Source organism: Pseudomonas sp. Sample_22 (assembly GCF_004307635.1).
GTDB lineage: Bacteria > Pseudomonadota > Gammaproteobacteria > Pseudomonadales > Pseudomonadaceae > Aquipseudomonas.
The window spans coordinates 23,312-27,694 of sequence record NZ_RCNY01000079.1 but is presented as its reverse complement, the minus strand read 5'-3'; the positions used below and the strand labels follow the sequence as shown (position 1 = coordinate 27,694).

At 56.3% G+C, this 4,383-nt stretch carries 4 protein-coding genes; 1 reads left to right on the top strand and 3 read right to left on the bottom strand.

All coding sequences use genetic code 11. The features are described from left to right. The coding region (locus D8U73_RS29365) for a hypothetical protein (RefSeq protein ID WP_206663027.1) at nt 1-308 on the top strand (308 nt) is incomplete at its 5' end. Nucleotides 309-1,019: 711 nt separating this feature from the next. On the opposite strand, the gene D8U73_RS19835 is transcribed toward D8U73_RS29365, so the two are convergent. The 3 genes from D8U73_RS19835 to D8U73_RS19825 form a co-directional block, all read right to left on the bottom strand. Next, nucleotides 1,020-1,652 carry a hypothetical protein gene (locus tag D8U73_RS19835; RefSeq protein ID WP_130905509.1) on the bottom strand — a complete coding sequence of 211 codons (633 nt, stop codon included), beginning with the start codon at nt 1,650-1,652 and terminating at the stop codon, nt 1,020-1,022. Between the two features lie 134 nt (nt 1,653-1,786). Further along, nucleotides 1,787-1,972, bottom strand: coding sequence for a hypothetical protein (locus D8U73_RS19830; protein WP_130905508.1), 186 nt, complete (start codon nt 1,970-1,972; stop codon nt 1,787-1,789). Between the two features lie 297 nt (nt 1,973-2,269). Next, nucleotides 2,270-4,383 (bottom strand): tetratricopeptide repeat protein (locus D8U73_RS19825; protein WP_130905510.1); only part of this gene is annotated, 2,114 nt, incomplete at its 5' end.

The following is a 4,383-nucleotide window of genomic DNA, read 5'->3' as shown; positions in this document are numbered from 1 at the left end:
CCTGCAGCCATGTGAAGAACAAAGCTGTTGGATGGTTTAGGCGCTTAATTCAGCGCGCCATAGGTTTAGGAAAAAGGTCGCGACAAGGGGGGGCACTTTTTCATGCCGCTTTCGAAGTTTTCAGAAAAAGCCTACAGATGTTGCCCGTTTCCCGCAGTACCTTGACTGTGTCCGGCCGGCAGGTTAGTCAGGCACAAACGCTATTACGCGATCGGACAATCAATGGCGGTCTAGTTAACGAATCGCTGCATACGCGAAAACCATACCGGCTTGGGTTTACATCGTGCCGCGAAAATGCTGATAGCTGACGTGAACAAGGCTCTGACCAACTGCTTAAATGACCCGTTAGGCGGGAAGGAAATCGATAATGGAATTTCGGCCTACATCCAAAGAAATAGCTACCGTCGCCGAGTTGACGGAAGCGGAGATAGAGACCTACCTCAGCGGCTGCGTCCGCAGCTCCCAGTACACGTGGACGGCATATTTCAAACGAGACGTTTTAAAATGTGGTGCGCAACGGCTTAAGAAGCTTTCACCTAACCTAACGTTGGTAATTTTTTCGAAGGCCGCTTCCCCCCAAGAGGATGGTGCAGGACAGCTTGAGCGTGGCTCAGGATAGTGGCATTGGCGGCGTGCTTTTATCCTGGGACTCACTGCGGTATGGAGCGCTCGTGCCGTCCAACGTAACCATCCGCTCAGCGGTAAAGGGGTATTTGCGAGCTTGTTTTTTCTTGGTTTCGTTCAAAAAAAGCCCCGCGGTAGGCAGGGCAGCATGAACTACAAATTGAAAAAGCCGCTAAACGTCGCTAGTAATTGTCGGGCCATTTCCGTGTCGACGGCATCTCCTTGACTGGCAGCAAATAATAAAATTCCGAATAACGCGGTTACGACGACCCTGTACATTATTGTCGCCTGCAGCGAGTGGGTATTGTTCTGAGGCATCGGATAGGCTAGACGGACTGGGATAACCTTGAAATTTTTCATCGATCATCGCACGTGCATTAGCCCATTGCGCGTGGCTATACCCAGCCGAAGCCTCTTATCATCAAACTTGCGAGTCCGCCGGTGATGAGCATCAATACCCAAAAACGCACTCGCGATTCCTTTTTCATGTCTTGCCTTGTACAGGTGAATTCTTGCTGTATCTCCGCTCGAACGCTTGAAAATTCATCGCGCAATGAAGAAAGTTCGCCCTTGGTCTCGGTGCGAAATGTCTGAAGCTCACCTTCCAGCGACTCAATATCTTCCTGGATATTTTTAGTATGGTCTTCGAGCTGGATTGTGCGGATTTCCAGCGATTGTACTTCCGCTAATGGGTGGTCGATTGGCATCGCAGTGTGGGTTATGTCTTCCCCCCCCTGATTGGCGAAGACATACTCACGAACACGGGCGGCATTAAATATTTTTATGACGCCACACTCATTACAATTAACATGAAATGCCCAAGCCGAAATTGATGGATTTCTGACACTAGGCGTCATATAAATCGCTGGCATGTTGTCTGTCAGAGGTATGCTCCAATTCGATTTTCCGCAAGCGGCACAGGGATGCATACAATCATTATTGTTTAAATACGATAGGAGCTGATCCAGCGTTATCGTAAGGATCTGACTAATTTGTAGGTTGTATGGCTCTTGACTTTGATCGTTCATAAATGCTCATCAGTAATTTAGGACCGGGACGAGTCCCGCTGCACGCATAGTTCCTAGCTTTCTATATCGAGTCTGTAGGGAGATCCTGAAAGCGTTCTGAAGTCCTGAACAGCGATGTCAAGCGACCGGCCTGGTCAATGACACTCGCAATAGGGAGTAGCGACTGGCAAATGCTCTCTAAGGATGCTGGCAATCTTTCGCTGTGTCTCAGTCATGATTTCGCCGTCGTTTGGCAGTAGGCCTGCGGCGATCAGAGCAGCAACAATTTGCATTGCCATGTCGACTGAATTGGTCACGGGAATGCGATGGTTAAATGTCATATCAAGCCTCCTTAGGGCGTATTTGAGTATATTGGGCTCTTTTTTAATCCCGGCACTCGCCATGAGGTCTTCATCGGGGCGCTCATTAGCCGCGGGAACGTTAGGACGATAACGCGGGCGTTGTTCGGTGAAGTTAACGCCGCTTGGGCATCTGTACGCTTACCGGGCATTCGCTGTCGCAAAGGCTGCTTACCAAGTTCGACATCTGGATGCGCGGAGAGATGGAAGCTGAAAGTTGTGCAGGGGAGATCATGGTCAATCCTTGAGTCCGTTGCGCCGAAGCCTGCACCAGGCGCATCATTTCAAGGCCGGATCCCCTCTGTTTAAGTTCTTCCAGCCCTGCAGCAGCACCTGCGCCTTGGCCTCCTGGCCGTTGTTGAGGTAGTACTGGATCAGCGCCAGGCGGGCGTTGCGGTTGGTGGGGTCGAGTTTCAACAAGCGCTCCAGCTCTGCACAGGCTTGCTCGACCTTGCCGCTGTCATGCAATGCCACCGCCAGCACGTAGCCATATTGCGCGGTCTGCGGTTCCAGTTGCGCGGCCTTGTGCAGGTAGGGCATGGCCAGGGCGGTCTGCCCGGCGCGTACCAGCGCCAGGCCCTGGGTGTGTTGCAGCAGGGCGGCGTTGGGGTGCTCTTTGAGGCTTTGCGTCAGGAGCGTTTGCGCCTCCTGATTGCGGCCATTGCCCTCCAGCCACTGCACCAGCGTCACCAGCGCCGGGTAGAAGTCCGGATCGTGTAGAAGCGCCGAGCGCAGCAGGCCTTCCACCTCGCCATTGCGACCGCTGGCCTGATACAGCAACGCCAGGTTGAGATTGGCTTCGGCGCGTTCCAGCAGGCTTTTCTGCACCACCTCGTACTCGGCGATGGCGCTGTTCCAGTTGCCTTGCGCAGCGCCCAGGCCATTGCGCTCCACGCCGAGCAAATCCCGCGCGGCGGCAATGCGCACGGCTTTCACCGGATCGCTCAGCAATGGCGACAGCAACTGCGCCCGCTCCGGTGGTGGCAGGAAGGCGCTGACCGCATGCACGGCACTCTCCCGTACTTGCGGCGCCGGGTTGTTCAGGTCTTCGCTCGCCAGTTTCAGTGCCTGTTCGCTGGGGTAGGCAGGCAACTCGGCCAGCAGGGTCGCCCGCTGAATCGCCGGCAGATTGCTGCGCTGCAATTGTTCGAACAGCGCCTGCGCCGCCCCCGCCTGGCCATTGCGAATCAGCCACAGGCTCTCGTCGTAACGCGGGGCCTGCGGCGCATCGGCAGCGCTCCACAACTTGAACTGCTCGGTGACCTTGTCCCCGGCCTTGCCCTGATGACAGGTCAGGCAAGCATCCGGCGTGCCGAGCTTCTGCGCACGTTCAGGATTGGGGATGCTGAAACTGTGGTCATGCCGGAAGTCATTGCCCATGTAGAACTTGCCCGGCATGTGGCAATCCACGCACTGCGATCCCGGCTGGCCCATGGTGTGACGGGTGTGTTCGACGGAATCGTAGTTCTTCGCCTGCAGGCCCTTGCCATCGACCCCTTCGACCGCCGTCTTGCCCGCCGTGTTGTGGCATTGCAGGCAGACACCGTTGCCCGGCGCCTTGAGCTGTTCGCTGTGGGGGTTGTGGCAATTGCTGCAACGCACACCCTTGTCGAACATCTTGCTTTGGGCGAAAGAGCCGTGCTCGAACACCTCGTCCTTGATCTTGCCGTCCAGTGCGTACAGCTCGCGGGTCAGGACGCTGGGCAGGTAATCGTCCATCAGGCGCTTGCCGACGGTGTAACCATCACCCAATGGCGCGCGGCGGGCGTGGCAACGGGCGCAGGTTTCGATTTCGACCGTGGCGTTCTTGTCCTTAAGGTCGACGGCGAATCCGGCATGGATTAGGTCGGACTTCTTCTCCGCCCATTGCAGGTGGTTGGATGCCGGCCCGTGACAGGCCTGGCAGGCGACGCCGAGGCTGTTCCACTGACCGTCGAAGGTGTTTTTCGCCGCATCGAAATTGCGCTTGTAGCCGGTGGTGTGGCACTCGACGCACATGAAGTTGGCGTTCTGGCTCGGTTTGCTCCAGTGCAGCGGGTCCTTGAAGGTCACGCCCTGGCCAGGATAGAGATGGAGCCAGCGATTCTTCTCGGTATCCCAGGCCACGCCCAGCGCCTGCAGGCGGCCATCGCCGACCTCGATCAGGTACTGCTGCAACGGCGCGATGCCGAAGGTGTAGGCAACCTTGAAGTCGGCATTCTTGCCGTCGATGCCCGGAGTGTTGACCCAGAAACCGTCGTCCTTGCGCGAGAAACGGGTGGTTTCGTTTTCCGCCTTGAAGGTGACGTTGTTGAAATCGCCGAGCATCGTTTCGGCGCTGGCCGCCTGCATCGCCAGTTGGTGATGCGAGCCTTGCCAGTCCTTGACCTGGGCGCTGTGACAGCCTTGGCATT